At 71.3% G+C, this 14248-nt stretch carries 11 protein-coding genes; 4 read left to right on the forward strand and 7 right to left on the reverse strand.

Annotation, left to right across the window (positions count from 1 at the left end; translation table 11 throughout):
- The 3 genes from ABZ896_RS48445 to ABZ896_RS48455 all read right to left on the reverse strand — a co-directional run.
- A partial coding sequence (locus ABZ896_RS48445) for an EAL domain-containing protein (protein ID WP_360944385.1) occupies window positions 1-1034 on the reverse strand: 1034 nt, incomplete at its 3' end.
- A 105-nt stretch (window positions 1035-1139) separates the two neighbouring features.
- Window positions 1140-2330, reverse strand: coding sequence for a lipid-transfer protein (locus ABZ896_RS48450; protein WP_360944388.1), 1191 nt, complete (start codon window positions 2328-2330; stop codon window positions 1140-1142).
- A complete protein-coding gene (locus tag ABZ896_RS48455) occupies window positions 2327-2752 on the reverse strand; it encodes a zinc ribbon domain-containing protein (protein WP_360944414.1) in 426 nt (141 codons plus the stop codon). The genes ABZ896_RS48450 and ABZ896_RS48455 overlap by 4 nt, the downstream gene beginning before the upstream one ends.
- Before the next feature lie 136 nt (window positions 2753-2888).
- On the opposite strand from ABZ896_RS48455, the gene ABZ896_RS48460 reads away from it, so the two are divergent.
- Complete coding sequence (locus ABZ896_RS48460; protein WP_360944391.1) at window positions 2889-3425, forward strand: NUDIX domain-containing protein; 537 nt, start codon at window positions 2889-2891, stop codon at window positions 3423-3425.
- Window positions 3426-3428: 3 nt separating this feature from the next.
- Here the strand turns inward: ABZ896_RS48460 and ABZ896_RS48465 are convergent, their stop codons facing one another.
- A complete protein-coding gene (locus tag ABZ896_RS48465) occupies window positions 3429-5792 on the reverse strand; it encodes a glycoside hydrolase family 31 protein (protein WP_360944394.1) in 2364 nt (787 codons plus the stop codon).
- 213 nt (window positions 5793-6005) lie between these two features.
- On the opposite strand from ABZ896_RS48465, the gene ABZ896_RS48470 reads away from it, so the two are divergent.
- The gene (locus ABZ896_RS48470; protein ID WP_360944397.1) at window positions 6006-7973 is read left to right on the forward strand and encodes an acetoacetate--CoA ligase; all 1968 of its coding nucleotides are present in this window, start codon (window positions 6006-6008) and stop codon (window positions 7971-7973) included.
- A 7-nt stretch (window positions 7974-7980) separates the two neighbouring features.
- Here ABZ896_RS48470 and ABZ896_RS48475 read toward each other — a convergent pair whose 3' ends face one another.
- The gene (locus ABZ896_RS48475; RefSeq protein WP_360944399.1) at window positions 7981-9300 is read right to left on the reverse strand and encodes an aminotransferase class I/II-fold pyridoxal phosphate-dependent enzyme; all 1320 of its coding nucleotides are present in this window, start codon (window positions 9298-9300) and stop codon (window positions 7981-7983) included.
- A 45-nt stretch (window positions 9301-9345) separates the two neighbouring features.
- On the opposite strand from ABZ896_RS48475, the gene ABZ896_RS48480 reads away from it, so the two are divergent.
- Window positions 9346-10620: an MFS transporter gene (locus tag ABZ896_RS48480; protein ID WP_360944402.1), complete on the forward strand. Its 1275-nt coding sequence runs from the start codon at window positions 9346-9348 to the stop codon at window positions 10618-10620.
- A 22-nt stretch (window positions 10621-10642) separates the two neighbouring features.
- A complete protein-coding gene (locus ABZ896_RS48485) occupies window positions 10643-11536 on the forward strand; it encodes a hypothetical protein (RefSeq protein WP_360944405.1) in 894 nt (297 codons plus the stop codon).
- Window positions 11537-11606: 70 nt separating this feature from the next.
- Here the strand turns inward: ABZ896_RS48485 and ptsP are convergent, their stop codons facing one another.
- Together ptsP and ABZ896_RS48495 are read right to left on the reverse strand one after the other, a co-directional pair.
- On the reverse strand, window positions 11607-13277 hold the full coding sequence (gene ptsP, locus ABZ896_RS48490) for a phosphoenolpyruvate--protein phosphotransferase (protein ID WP_360944408.1): 1671 nt from the start codon (window positions 13275-13277) through the stop codon (window positions 11607-11609).
- A 94-nt stretch (window positions 13278-13371) separates the two neighbouring features.
- Complete coding sequence (locus tag ABZ896_RS48495; protein WP_360944411.1) at window positions 13372-13821, reverse strand: PTS glucose transporter subunit IIA; 450 nt, start codon at window positions 13819-13821, stop codon at window positions 13372-13374.
- Between the last annotated feature and the right edge of the window lie 427 nt (window positions 13822-14248).

A 14248-nucleotide genomic window follows, 5' to 3' on the forward strand; every position in this document is an offset into this window, starting at 1 on the left:
GCCATGGGGCAGGTGTTCGCTCTGCTGTCGGTCGGGGCGATGCTGCTGTTCGCCACGTCCAGCACCTCCCACGCGGTGGCGTCGGCGCCGACGGTCCGCGGCGGATCGCCCAGTCGGGCGGCGGGCCGGTCGGCGTACAGGGCGTGTCCGTAGCGCGCGGACATCGACAGCAGGAACCGGGACCGGTGCACCGAGCGGACCGGCACACCCGCGCCGTCCACGAGCAGCACCCCGGACACGTCGGGCGACCCGGTCAGCAGCGCCCGCACCTGCCCCGCGGAGGCCGTGGCGGGCAACAACGCGGCCGGCCGCACGAACTCCCGTACCGACGGCCCGGACCGGGGGAGCGCACCAGCACCGGGGGAGCGGGGCGGGACGTACACGTCCACCGCGGGCAGCCGGGAGGGCGGCGCGAACAGCATGCCCTGCGCCAGCTGAGCGCCGGCCGACAGCGCGGTAGCACACTGCAGTTCGGTCTCGACGCCCTCCACGCAGCAGAGCGCCCCGAGTTCGTCGCACAGGGTGCGCAGCGCCCGCACCGCCGCGGGGCGCGCCAACAGGGACGCGTCGAGCTTGACGAGGTCGGGTGACATGTCGACAAGTAGTCGCAGTGGTACGTCGCCGTCCCCGATGCCGTCCGCACTGATCCGGAAGCCCTGCCCCCGCAGCTCGGCCACCGCCTCCAGCAGCGCCTGATGCGGCACGTGCGTGTACGGCGGCCCCACGTCGACGGTCACCTCCCACGGCAGCCGCCCGGCCTCCCGCACCGCGCTGTGCAGCAGGGCGAGCCCGCCGAGGTCGGCCAGGGTCCCGGCGAACACGTTGACGTGCAGCGGCAGCAGAGTCTCCCGACGGATCGCCGCTCGGACCGCCAACACGGCCAGCCTGGCGTCGAGTTCGGGATCCCGTCGCGCCTCCGCCAGGATGTCCCCGGTCTCCGGGCGGGCCAGTATCTCCAGCCCCGCGACCGCGCCGGTGGTCAGGTTGACCACCGGTTGGAAGGCGAAGCGGAGAGTGTCCGTCCAGGAGCGCACGGGAGCATGATGGCGCCGTTCGCACACGCCCAAGCGCAGTTCATGAGACGTTCACGCAGGATTCCGGGACGCTCACACAGCGTGCGGGAAACCCCTTTCCGCGGTTCACCGTACGGCGATCACCGCCGACCCGTGCCCGAACAGCCCCTGGTTCGCGGTGATCCCCACGCGCGCGCCCGGAATCTGGCGCTCACCCGCAGCCCCCCTCAACTGCCAGGTCAGCTCACACACTTGCGCGATGGCCTGGGCCGGCACCGCCTCACCGAAGGACGCGAGCCCACCACTCGTGTTGACCGGTATGCGCCCACCCGGCGCCGTCGCCCCCTCACGCAGCAGCTTGGCCCCCTCGCCCTCACCGCACAGCCCCAGGTCCTCGTACCACTGCAACTCCAGGGCGGTGGACAGGTCGTAGACCTCGGCGAGGGACAGGTCCTCCGGCCCGGCGCCGGCCTCCTCGTAGGCGGCGCGGGCGATCGAGGCCCGGAACGTCTCGTCGGCCGGCTCCACCGCCACCGCCGAGTCCGTCGCGATGTCCGGCAGATCCAGCACGGTGTTCGGATAGGTCGGCGTCACCGTGGACACCGCCCTGATCCGTACCGGCTCGGCCACGCCCCGCCGACGCGCGAACTCCATGCTGGAGAGCACCAGTGCCGCCCCGCCGTCCGACGTGGCGCAGATGTCGAGGAGCCGCAGCGGATCGGCCACCACGGCCGAGGCGGCCACCTCCTCGGCGCTCACCCGCTTGCGGTAGCGCGCGTACGGGTTCAGCGCGCCCAGGGCGGAGTTCTTCACCTTGACCTGGGCGAAGTCCTCCAGGGTGTCCCCGTGGACGGCCATCCGCCGCCGCGCGTACAGCCCGAAGTACGTGGGGTTGGTCGCCCCGAGGACCCGGAACCGCAGCCAGTCCGGATCGTCCGGCCGGTCGCCGCCGGCCGGCCGGAAGAAGCCCTTGGGTGCGGCATCGGCGCCCACCACGAGCACCACCTCGGCCAGTCCCGCGAGGATCTGTGCCCGCGCGGCGGCCACGGCCTGCGCCCCCGACGCGCACGCCGCGTACACGCTCGCTACCCGGGCGCCCTGCCAGCCCAGCGCCTTGGCGAAGGTCGCGCCCGCCACATACCCGGGATAGCCGCCCCGCACGGTGTCCGCGCCGACGATCGAGCCGACCTCCCGCCACTCCAGCCCCGCGTCGGCGAGCGCCGCCCGCGCGGCCGCCACGCCGTACTCGACGAAGCCGCGCCCCCACTTGCCCCACGGGTGCATCCCCGCGCCGAGCACCGCCACCTCTCCCGTCATGCCCTCACCCCCGTCGGTCGCCACTGCCAGGTCGTCCAGACCGTTTCCCCGTCGTCGTCGAGCACCCCGGGGACGACCTCCACCTCCATGCCCACCGCCAGATCGGCGACGGTCACCCCGGGAACCGCCTGACCCAGCACCACGATCCGCTCGGCGGGCAGTTCTACGGCGATCAACGTGTACGGCTCCCACGGAAGTTCCGGATTGGTCACATAGGGTGACGGAGGTCGGTACCGGCTGTCGGTGTACGACCAGACGCGGCCGCGGCGCGACAGCGGGACCTCGGCCAGCTCGCCGCCGGCGCAGGCGGGATTGCGGCAGTGGCCGTCCTCGCGCGGGAAGAAGACCGAGGCACAGGCGGAGCAGCGCGTGCCGATGAGCGTGAAGTCGTCCCCGTCGCCGGCGAACCATCCGGCGACCACTGGTGTGCGCGTACGCGGCAAGGTTCCCTCCCCGGACCAGATCTGACGGACCGTCAGAAGTGTCGCACGGGCGACGGCAAAGAGGCAGAGGGGTCGACGAAACCTGAGCACCCGATGATCGGATACAGTCCGCCGCGTGTCCGAAACTCAAGCCTCCAACTCCAACTCCGCGCCCGGCTCCCACTGTTCGAGCTGCGGAGCGCCCTACGGAGAGGGCGTCGCGGGCTGGCCCCGCACCTGTCCCGCCTGCACCACCGTGACCTACCGCAATCCGCTGCCGGTAGCCGTGGCCCTCCAGCCCGTGTACGACACCCAGGGCACCGCCCTGGTCGTCATCACCCGAACCGTCGCCCCCGCGCGCGGAGGCGTCGCGCTGCCCGGCGGCTTCGTCGACGACCGCGAGGACTGGCGACATGCCGTCGTCCGTGAACTCAAGGAGGAGACCGGCATCGACGCAGCGAGCCGCGACGTACGGCTCGCCGACGCGATGAGCTCCCCCGACGGGCATCTCCTGCTGTTCGGGAGCCTGCCCGAGCGCCCGGCCGACGGCCTCCCGCGCTCCGCCGCCACGGACGAGACGGAGGGCTGGCACCTGCTGCGCCGGCCCGAGGAACTCGCCTTTCCCCTGCACACCCTGGCCGTGCGCGCCTGGTTCGAGGGCCGCTACCTCTGAGGCTCAGCCCCCGAGGCCACGCAGCCGCACCGGATGGGACGGCTCGCTGACGCCGTCCTCACCCTCCCGCTGCACGACCACCCGCCGTCCCTCCCAGCGGGCGACGTAACGCTCGATCTCCGGATCGTCCCAGCCGTCGCCCGCATCAGCCACGACCAGGCTTCCCCCACTCCGTCCACGCGCCGGCGCCCACACCTCCAGCTCGATGCCGCCGTCCTCACCCCGCACCGGGATCACGGCACCCGCGCGCGCGAGCACCGGGATCCGCGACGGCGGAGCGTCGACGAGCACCTGGCCAGGCCCCTCGTACACCTGCTCTGTGGCGGTGTCGTACCAACGTCCCCGCGGCAGCTGGACCGCACGCCGATCGGTACCCGGACCGAGCACCGGCGCCACGAGCAGGGAGTCCCCCAGCAGGAAGGCGTCCTCGCAGTCCCGCAGCGCGCGGTCCTCCGGCGCGGCCCACCACAGGGGCCGCACATAAGGCGCTCCGGTACGGCGTGCGAGATGCGCCAGGGTCATGAAGTACGGCTGCAACCGCCTGCGCTCGAGGAGCGCCACGCGCGCGTGCTCCAGCACCTCCGCGCCGAACTCCCACGGCTCCCTGCGCCCGGCCCGCATGCTCGCGTGGGTGCGGAACAGCGGCAGATACGCGCCGAGTTGGAACCAGCGCAGATACAGCTCGGGTGACGGGCTGCCGTCGAAGCCTCCGATGTCCGGTCCCGAGTACGGCACCCCGCACAGCCCGAGTCCCATCACGAGCGACAAGGAGGCCCGCAAACCGGGCCAGCCGGTGGCCACATCGCCGGACCAGGTGCCGCCGTATCTCTGTATGCCGGCCCACCCGGAGCGCGAGAACAGGAACGGCCGCTCGTCGGGGAGCAGTTCGCGCAGCCCCTCGTAGCCGGCCTGCGCCATGCACAGCGCATAGACGTTGTGCGCCTCGCGGTGGTCGCCGCCCCGGCCCTCCAGGGCGTGCCGGGCCGAGCGGGGCAGTGTGGGCTCACCGAAGGCGGTGAAGGACGTGGGCTCGTTCATGTCGTGCCAGAAACCCGAGAAGCCCGCCGAGAGCCGCTCCTGGTACAGACGACCCCACCATGCCCGTACGCGCGCGTGCGTGAAGTCCGGAAACACCGACTCGCCCGCCCAGACGACCCCTTCCACGGGTCGCCCCGAGGAGTCCCGTATGAACGCGTCCTCGGCCGTCCCGGTGTCGTACACGGCGTTGCCCGGCTCGGCCCTGACCGCCGGGTTGACGATCGACACCAGGCGGATGCCGTCCCGCCGCAGCTCCTCGGCCAGTTGGGGCAGCTTGGGGAAGCGCTCCTGGTCGACCGTGAACACCTGGTGCGCGTCGTAGTGGTCGATGTCCAGATGGACGGCGTCCAGCGGCAGACCGCGCTCCTGGTACCCGGCGACGATCCGCCGTACTTCCTGCTCGCTCCCGAAGCCCCACCGCGCGTGATGGTGGCCGAGCGCCCAGGACGGCGGCAGCGCGGGCGCCCCGGTCAGGGAGGCCCAGGCGAGCAGCACGCGCGCGGGAGTGCCCACGATCACCCAGCAGCGCAGCGGGCCCCCGTCCATCCGAAGCTCGCTCATGCCCGCCCGGTCGTGTCCGGAACCGGCACCTTCCTCGCCCTCCCGCAGGGTCACCGTGCCGTCCCACGAGGTGTCGTGGAACACCAGATGGGTGGCGGCGTCGGCCACCACCAGCTGCACCGGCATGGTGACGTACAGGGGATCGTCGTCCGGACCGAACGCCCGGCCCGGGTCGGTGTTCCACAGCCGATAAGTTCCGTCCCGCAGCCGGGGGCCCGAGGCCCGTCCGCCGAGCCCGAAGAACCGCGCGTCGGCGGCCACCTCGGACCGCTGCATCCAGCGCGCCGGACCACCCGCCACCGGCTCCCACCATCGTGGGGGCAAATCGCGGCGGAGCATCACTCCACCAGGCGTAGTCACCTCGACCGCTCCGTGCCGCGAGACCACGACCGTCGCCCGCTCGGCCACCACCCGCCAGCCGCCGTCCTTGTCCGGCTCCAGGACGGCCCGGGGGTCCGGCTCCGGGCAGCGGCCCGCCAGCGCGTACGACGGCTCCGGCCCGGCCCCGTCCCAGCCCCAGAAGACGGCTCCGTTGACGGCGACGGTGATCCGCAGCTCGGAGCGGCCGAACCGGATGACCCCGCCGCCCGGCCCGGGCTCCGCGCTCTGCACCGGACCGGGCACCCGTGCCCGCTCGGCCCCCCGCGGCGGCAGGCCCACGGCGTCCACACGCCTGCGGCGCCAAGCCGCCCGTACGGTACGCAACCCCTGGAACACCCCCGCCGAGCCGACCACCTTCACCGATTGCACCAGGTCACGACCGTTCATGCTGCTCACCCTGCCACTCACTGCCCCGCACACGTGTGTCGTTCAACTGCCGTTCACCCGTGCTGGGACCACATCTTCACGGAGCGGACTATGTGGGACGTGCCCTGGCGTAGGAGTTGATCACGTGGCATCGTCCCAGTCAGCCGCGTCACGCGCACACCCCAGCCCGTGCGCGGGAGACGCACACGACGCGCACAGTCCGGGAGCCGCCCCATGTCGACCGTGAACCCCCAGCCGCTCTGGCAGCCAGACCCGGAGCGCATCGCCCGGTCTCGGATCACCGGATTCCAGACATGGGCGGCCGAGCGGCACGGCGCTCCGGCCGACGGGGGCTACGCGGCCCTCCACCGCTGGTCCGTGGACGAGCTGGAGACGTTCTGGGAAGCCGTCACCCAATGGTTCGACGTACGGTTCTCGACGCCCTACGCGCGCGTGCTCGGCGATCGCTCGATGCCCGGCGCCCAGTGGTTCCCCGGAGCCGCCCTCAACTACGCCGAGCACGCCCTGCGCGCGGCCGAGACCCGCGCGGACGAACCCGCCCTCCTGTACGTCGACGAGACCCATGAACCGCGCCCGGTGACCTGGTCCGAGCTCCGCCGCCAGGTGGGCTCCCTGGCCGCCGAACTGCGCGCCCTCGGCGTACGGCCGGGAGACCGTGTCAGCGGCTACCTCCCGAACATCCCGGAGGCCGTGGTCGCCCTCCTCGCCACGGCCGCCGTGGGCGCCGTCTGGACGTCCTGCGCCCCGGACTTCGGCGCCCGCAGCGTCCTCGACCGCTTCCAACAGGTCGAACCCGTCGTCCTGTTCACCGTCGACGGCTACCGCTACGGCGGCAAGCAGCACGACCGCCGTGAGACGGTCGCCGAACTCCGCCGCGAACTACCTTCCTTGCGCGCCGTCGTCCACATCCCGCTCCTCGGTACCGAGACCCCCGAGGGCGCCCTGGAATGGTCGGCACTGACGAGCGCCGACACGGAACCGGTCTTCGAGCAGGTGCCCTTCGCCCACCCCCTGTGGGTCCTCTACTCCTCGGGCACGACCGGCCTCCCCAAGGCCATCGTCCAGTCCCAGGGCGGCATCCTCGTCGAACACCTCAAACAGCTCGGCCTGCACTGCGACCTCGGCCCCGAGGACCGTTTCTTCTGGTACACGTCCACCGGCTGGATGATGTGGAACTTCCTCGTCTCCGGCCTGCTCACCGGCACCACGATCGTCCTGTACGACGGCAGCCCCGGATATCCCGACACGGGCGCCCAATGGCGGGTCGCGGAGCGCACCGGGGCCACCCTTTACGGCACCTCCGCCGCCTATGTCATGGCCTGCCGCAAGGCCGACGTGCACCCAGGGCGCGACTTCGACCTCTCCGCGGTCCAGTGCGTGGCCACCACAGGGTCACCGCTCCCGCCCGACGGCTTCCGCTGGCTGCACGACGAGGTCCGCGAGGACCTGTGGATCGCCTCCGTCAGCGGCGGCACGGACGTGTGCTCCTGCTTCGCGGGAGCCGTCCCGACCCTGCCCGTGTACATCGGCGAACTCCAGGCACCCGGCCTCGGCACCGACCTCCAGTCCTGGGACCCGAGCGGCAAGCCGCTCACCGACGAGGTCGGCGAGCTCGTCGTCACCAACCCCATGCCCTCCATGCCGATCCACTTCTGGAACGACCCCGACGGCAGCCGCTATCACGACAGTTACTTCGACACCTACCCCGGCGTGTGGCGGCACGGGGACTGGATCACGCTCACCTCACGCGGCTCGGTCGTCATCCACGGCCGCTCCGACTCGACCCTCAACCGCCAGGGCGTCCGCATGGGCTCCGCCGACATCTACGAGGCGGTCGAGCGGCTCCCCGAGATCAAGGAATCCCTGGTCATCGGCGTCGAACAGCCCGACGGCGGCTACTGGATGCCCCTGTTCGTGCACCTGGTTCCGGGAGCGGTCCTCGACGAGGCACTCCTCGGCCGCATCAAGCAGACCATCCGCGACCACCTCTCACCGCGCCACGTCCCTGACGAGGTCATCGAAGTGCCGGGTATCCCGCACACCCTGACCGGAAAGCGCATCGAGGTCCCCGTCAAGCGCCTCCTCCAAGGCACCGCGCTGGAGAAGGCCGTCAACCCGGGCTCCATCGACAACCTCGAACTGCTGCACTTCTACGAGGACCTGGCCCGCACGCGCGCGTGACGGAGGGTCAACCCCCGTAGGTGGCCTCGGACTCACCGAGCACGGTCGCGAAGTCCGAGGCCAGCCGCGCCGCGTCGGCCGGCTCCAGCTCGGCGACCGTGATCCGCACCCCTGGACCGGACGCCAGCCGGAACCGGGCTCCCGCCGCCACCCACCAGCCGTACGAGCGGAGCCCGTTCACCACGGCCGACTCGTCCCGCACGGGCACCCATACGTTCATGCCGCTCCTGGCATGCGCCTCGACACCACGGTCGCGCAGCTCACGCTGCAGAGCACTCCGGCGCAGCGCGTAGGTCTCCTGTGCACGCGTCAGCAACGCGCGCGTGCCGCGGTCGTCCAACAGCCCGTACACCGTCTCCTGGAGCAGATGACTGACCCACCCGGAGGTCAGCAACAGGCGTCCGTCGTGCCGCGCCAGAGTGACCGGATCACACGCGGCGGCCGCCCACCGCAGGTCGGCCCCCAGGAGCTTGCTGACGGTCCGCACATGCACCCACCGGTGCAGCCCGCCGGCGGCGAGCGTCCACAGGGGCGTGTCCGCCACGGCGGAAGCGTGATCGTTCTCCACGACCAGGACCTCGGGCGCTTCCTGCAGCACCTCCGCCAACGCATCCCTGCGCGCCACCGAGAAGCAGCCGCCGTACGGATTCTGCGCGCGCGGGCTGCAGACGAGTGCCCGCGCCCCGGCTCGTAGCGCCCCACGCAGCGCGTCGGGTCGTACACCCTCCTCGTCGACGGCCACCGGAATGCTCCGCAGTCCCAGGGCGGTCACCAGGTCGAGCAGATGGTGATAGCCGGGATCCTCCATGGCGACGGCGTCGCCGGGCCGCAGCTCCACGGACAGCAGCCGCCCGATCAGATCCAGCGCACCGTGCGCGAAGGTCACCTGCTCCGCCGGGATCCCGTCGAGCGACAGCCACTCGCGCACGGCGTCCTCGAGCCGCGCCAGCCGGGGCGTCGAACGGTGCGAACGGGCACCGGGGGAGAGCCTGTTGGGCGGCACCAGACCGGGCAACAACAGCGGGTCGGGATGGCCGCCCGCCAGGTCCCGCAGCCCCTCCGGCACTTTCGGCGGCCGCCGGGACGCCACCGCGGGAGCCGGTGCCACCACCGTCCCACCACGCCCACGCGTCACCACGATCCCGCGCTGCCGCAGCTCCTTGTACGCCGTGGCGACCGTCCCCGGACTCACACCGAGATCGTCCGAAAGCCGCCGGACCGGAGGCAGCGCCGCCCCCGGCGCCAGGGCGCCCTCGGATACGGCCCGCTCGACGGACGCGGCAATTCCCTTGGCCGTCGTACCATTGATCCCATATTGTGTTGCCACGTTGAAAAGTATGTATCAATACATAATTGAAAGCAAGGGGGAGCGGTGCATCCGATACGGCGCACGGCGGCATGGTCGAGAAGCATTCCCGGCGGCCGCGACGGGCGCAGAATGCTCGCGATCGCCCTCGTCGACCGCGTCGGCAGCGGCCTGTGGGCATCCGTGTCCGTCCTGTACTTCACCTACGTCTGCGACCTCTCCCTCGCCCAGGTCGGCACGCTCGCCGCCGTCGCCGGAGCCCTCGGCATCGCCGGCGCGCCCACCGGTGGCCGTCTCGCCGACCGGTTCCCGATCACCCGGCTCCTGCTGGCCGTCCAGCTCATGCGCGCCGTCGCCTCCTGCGCCCTGCTCGCCACGGACAACTACGTCCTGCTGGTCGTCTTCTCGGCCGCGGGCGGCTTCGGAGACCGCGCGGCGAGCGTCCTCACCAAGCTCTACGCCACCCGCCTCGCCGGACCGGAGCGCGTCCGCTACCAGGCCTTCCACCGGACCGTCGCCAACGCCGGCTGGGCAGTCGGCGGTCTCGCCGCCGCGGCGGCTCTGGCCCCCGGCACTACCGGCGTCTACCAGTGGCTCCTCGCCGGAGACGCCCTGTCCTTCCTCGCCTCGGCCCTTCTCACCCTGCGCTGCGCCGAGCCGCCATCCCCCTCGCGCACGGTCCTCACCTCGAAGGACCCGGCCACCCGGAGCCGACCCGCGAACCCGTGGCGCGACCGCACCTACCTCGCCTACGTCGCCACCGAAGCCGTCCTCTTCCTCGACGACGCCGTCTTCAAGGTGGGCCTGCCCCTCTGGATCGCCCACGCGAGCAACGTGTCGCACGGACTGGTACCGCTCCTGATGGTCCTCAACAACGTCATGGTCGTGGCCCTCCAGGTCACGCTCGCCCGCTTCGGTACCACCACGGCAGCCGCCAGGAACCTGCTCGTCCCGCTCTCCGCCGCTTTCGCCCTGGGCGGCGGCGCCATGGCGCTCTCGGCAACGGGCGGAGCCCTCACCGCCACCCTCCTCCTGACCGCGGCGGCCGTCGCCTTCACCATGGCCGAGATGCTCCACGCCACCGTCTCCTGGGAACTCTCCGTCGCCCTCGCACCCGGCGCCTCGCAGGGCGCCTACCTCGGAGTCCACGGACTCGCCCAGTCCGCCCAGCGCACCGTCGGACCACTCGCGGTCACCGCGGCCATCGCCACCGGACCGGTCGGCTGGTCCGCCTTCGGCATGCTCATCGCTCTGACCTGCGCAATCCAGCATCGACTGGTCCGCGAACGGCTCTCACCGACCGCGTTGTCAGTGCCGACGGTTACTGTGAGTGAGCATTGATCGACTGTGCACAGGGGGAAACATGGCACGCACCGACCACCAGACGATGCGACGCGTCCTGCGCCGCGAAATCGCCGGCACCATCGGCCTGCTCACCGACGAGCACGACTTCCGTGCCATGCGGCGCTACCGCAGCTTCACCTTCGACGATCACGCGACCTACCTGAAACAGGTGGAGGACCTCCTCAGGACCCGTGCGTCCCAGGGCAGCCACACCACCGTCGCCCTCTTCGACCCGCAGGAGTACGCCGAGTACTGCCAGGAGGCCGGCCTCAACCCGGACATCCCGTCGAGCCGCACCCGCTTCACGGCGGAACTGGCGGCCACGGGACCGTCGCTCCCGTACGAGGGCCAGCCCCTCACCGACCTCGTACCGGCCCTCGTGGACGAAGCCGTCCGACAGGCCACCTGGGAGTACGCGACCACACTCCTGGCCCGCCTCGGCTCCTGCGCCACCTGCGGCGAGGACATCGGACGCGCCGCCTTCACCCGCGCCTCCGACCTCCTCGTCCGGATCCTCGACACGGCCCGACCGGGCGAACACCACCTCGTCTGCAGCATCACCGGCACCCCGGAGACACTCGTCGCCGTCCTCCACTCCGACGAGGACAACGAAGGAGCAGTGGAACTCGACGAAGCCGAGGCCCTCGAGTTCACCACCGTCCTCGCACTCGGCGTAGCCACCAAGAGCCCCGGCGGCCTGGTCATGCGCACCACCGCCCAAGGGACCCCCGACCAGATCTACGGCTGGCGCCTCCGCGGCGAGGGACTGGAACCCCTCACCGCAGGCGAGGTCTTCGACGCCTACTGCACCGACCTCGACTCCGGCGACCTGATCTCCCCGGAGTCCGGCGTCGACTACTGCGTGCCCCCGGACCTCGGAATGGAGGGACAACCGCCCGGCCACACCCACTGAACACCAAGAGGGCGCCCCGCCCGGAGGCGGAGCGCCCTCTTAGAACCGTCCGACGGCTCGCTCGGCCCGACTACTCGCCGGACAGCACCGCCTGAGCCGCGGCCCGCGCCTCCTCGGCACTCTCCGCGGCCCGCGCGGCGGCAGCCGCCCGCTCGCACTGCGCCAGCGTGTACTTCGCCAGCGTCGCCCGGACATAAGGAAGGGACGCCGCACCCATGGAAAGAGAGGTGACACCCAGACCGGTCAGCACACAGGCCAGCAGCGGATCGGAAGCAGCCTCGCCACAGACACCACAGCTCTTGCCCTCGGCATTCGCCCCCTCGGCGGACAGCGCCACCAGGTCGAGCAGCGCGGGCTGCCACGGATCCTGCAGCCGGGACACCGCACCCACCTGGCGGTCCGCGGCGAAGGTGTACTGCGCCAGGTCATTGGTCCCGAGCGACAGGAACTCGACCTCCTGAAGAATCGACCGCGCCCGCAGCGCCGCCGAGGGAATCTCCACCATCGCGCCGAACTTCGCCCGCAGCCCCGCCGCACGGCACGCGTCGGCGAACGCCTTGGCATCGGCACGGTCCGCCACCATCGGGGCCATGACCTCGAGGTAGACCGGCAGCCCCTCGGCAGCCTTCGCGAGTGCCGTCAGCTGGGTACGGAGCACCTCCGGGTGGTCGAGCAGGGTCCGCAGACCGCGCACACCGAGCGCCGGGTTGGGCTCGTCCGCCGGAGTCAGGAAGTCCAGCGGCTTGTCCGCGCCCGCGTCCAGCACCCGTACGACGACACGCCCTTCGGGGAACGCCTCCAGGACCTGCCGGTACGCCTCGACCTGCTTCTCCTCGGACGGGGCGTTCTTGCTGTCGTCCAGGAAGAGGAACTCGGTACGGAAGAGCCCGACACCCTCGGCCCCCGCCTCGACGGCGGCGGGCACGTCGGCCGGCCCACCGACGTTGGCGAGCAACGGCACCTTGTGTCCGTCGGCGGTGGCACCCGGGCCGGTCGACACCGCGAGCGCCGCCTTGCGCTCGGCAGCGGCGGCCCGCAGCTGTGCCTTCTTCTCCTCGTTCGGGTTCACGAAGATGTCGCCGGTGCTGCCGTCGACAGCGATCACCGTGCCCTCGGCGAGCTCACCGGCACCGGGCAGCGCCACGACCGCCGGAACACCGAGCGCCCGAGCCAGAATCGCGCTGTGACTGGTCGGCCCGCCCTCCTCGGTCACGAAGCCGAGTACCAGCGTCGGGTCCAGCAGAGCGGTGTCGGCCGGTGCGAGGTCCCGCGCCACCAGGACGTACGGCTCGTCGCTGTCCGGGACACCCGGCATGGGCACCCCGAGCAGCCGGGCGACGATACGGTTCCGCACGTCGTCGAGGTCGGCGACGCGACCGGCGAGGTACTCCCCGGCGGCGGCCAGCAGCTCCCGGTACGCGGCGAACGCGTCGTACACGGCACGCTCGGCCGTGCTGCCGACGGCGATGCGCCGGTCGACGTCCGACATCAGCTCGGGGTCCTGGGCCATCATGGCCTGCGCTTCGAGCACCGCCTGGGCTTCGCCCCCCGCCAGATTGCCGCGCGCCATCAGGTCGGCCGCCACAGCCTCCACGGCCTTGCGGGCACGCCCCTGTTCGCGCTCCGCATCCTCCGCCGGTATCTGCTTGGCAGGCGGTTCGAGGACCGCCGTTCCCATGTGCCGAACCTCGCCGATCGCCACACCGTGGCTCACGCCGACGCCTCGCAGCGTTGTCTCCATCTCACCCGTCTCCGATAGTGCGGCGGGTCCCGCCGCCGCGATGGTTTTCATCCCTGCGGGCCGTCGCACGCTCTGTCGTCCGACGGCACCGGTGTCACTTCCAGAGGAAGAGACTGTCCCCGGCCTTCACGTCGCCGTCGTCACGAAGATCGGAGAGGGCCTCGGCGGTGGCCTCCAACGCCACGACCGGGCAGACCGCGGACCTGCCCGCGGCTTCCACGGCGGCCGGGTTCCAGCGCACGATCGCCTGACCGCGCGTGACGGTGTCGCCCTTGTTCACGAGCAGTTCGAAACCCTCGCCGTTGAGCTGCACGGTGTCGATGCCGAGGTGCACGAGCACTCCATGCCCCTGTTCGTCCACGACGACGAACGCATGCGGGTGGAGAGAAACGATCACTCCGTCGACGGGCGCGACGGCCTCGGACGGTTCGCGTACGGGGTCGATCGCGGTGCCCGGGCCGACCATGGCCCCGGAGAAGACCGGATCCGGCACGGCGGCCAGTCCGATGGCGCGTCCTGCGAGCGGGGACGTCACGGTGGTCATGGGAAGCCTCCCAGGGGTGGAGCTGCGTGAACGGGCCGTCACGGCCTGTCTCGGACGGCCCTGTCCAGCAGCGTATGTCAGATGAAGGGTTCCGCATGGAAGATACCGGCTAGTGGTCTAGACCACCAGTCCAATCGATTTGCACGGCGTTCGAGGCCCCGTGTACAGTCGTACTCCTGCTTGAGGCCGAGCGACGCCATCGTGCGTCCCAGCCGGGCAGCATCCAACTTGTCAGATCCTCATCTCTGGGTCTCCTTCTGCATGCCTGCGGGAGGGTGGTCAGGGGGCCGGAAAAACACTGATAGAGTTTGGAACACCGAAGGGAAGCGCCTGGAGGAAAGCCCGAGAGGGTGAGTACGAAGGAAGCGTCCGTTCCTTGAGAACTCAACAGCGTGCCAAAAATCAACGCCAGATATGTTGATACCCC

Origin of the sequence: Streptomyces sp. NPDC047072, assembly GCF_040643855.1 — a bacterium.
Lineage (GTDB): Bacteria > Actinomycetota > Actinomycetes > Streptomycetales > Streptomycetaceae > Streptomyces.

Coding starts and splice junctions, on each gene's coding strand:
- ABZ896_RS48465 (WP_360944394.1), bottom strand. CDS start 5,792: ATGAACGGTCGTGACCTGGTGCAATCGGTGAAGGTGGTCGGCTCGGCG.
- ABZ896_RS48470 (WP_360944397.1), top strand. CDS start 6,006: ATGTCGACCGTGAACCCCCAGCCGCTCTGGCAGCCAGACCCGGAGCGC.
- ABZ896_RS48485 (WP_360944405.1), top strand. CDS start 10,643: ATGGCACGCACCGACCACCAGACGATGCGACGCGTCCTGCGCCGCGAA.
- ptsP (WP_360944408.1), bottom strand. CDS start 13,277: ATGGAGACAACGCTGCGAGGCGTCGGCGTGAGCCACGGTGTGGCGATC.
- ABZ896_RS48495 (WP_360944411.1), bottom strand. CDS start 13,821: ATGACCACCGTGACGTCCCCGCTCGCAGGACGCGCCATCGGACTGGCC.
- ABZ896_RS48450 (WP_360944388.1), bottom strand. CDS start 2,330: ATGACGGGAGAGGTGGCGGTGCTCGGCGCGGGGATGCACCCGTGGGGC.